1 protein-coding gene is annotated in these 437 nt (G+C 54.9%); it reads left to right on the forward strand.

The features are described 5' to 3' along the window. On the forward strand, positions 1–437 hold a 437-nt coding region (locus tag ACFRCG_RS48565), incomplete at both ends, for an AMP-binding protein (RefSeq protein WP_380043081.1).

The raw sequence follows: 437 nt of genomic DNA on the forward strand, positions 1-437 counted from the left end.
ATACAATACAGCTCTGTTTAAGCAGGAAACGATTGAACGATGGAAGCAATATTGGATGGAGCTTTTAGATGCTGTTACTGGGAACCCGAACCAGCCGCTTTCCAGCCTGTCACTGGTCACCGAGACAGAAAAACAAGCACTTCTTGAGGCATGGAAGGGCAAAGCGCTGCCTGTGCCGACAGACAAAACGGTTCATCAGCTATTCGAAGAGACTGCCCAGCGCCACAAAGACCGCCCGGCTGTCACATATAACGGCCAGTCTTGGACGTACGGCGAGCTGAATGCGAAGGCAAACCGTCTCGCGCGGATTCTGATGGACTGCGGCATTAGCCCGGATGACCGCGTCGGCATTCTCACGAAGCCGTCGCTTGAAATGTCCGCCGCGGTGCTCGGCGTCTTGAAAGCCGGAGCGGCGTTTGTGCCGATTGATCCTGACT

Source organism: Embleya sp. NPDC056575, from assembly GCF_042793325.1.
Taxonomy (GTDB): Bacteria; Actinomycetota; Actinomycetes; order Streptomycetales; family Streptomycetaceae; genus Embleya.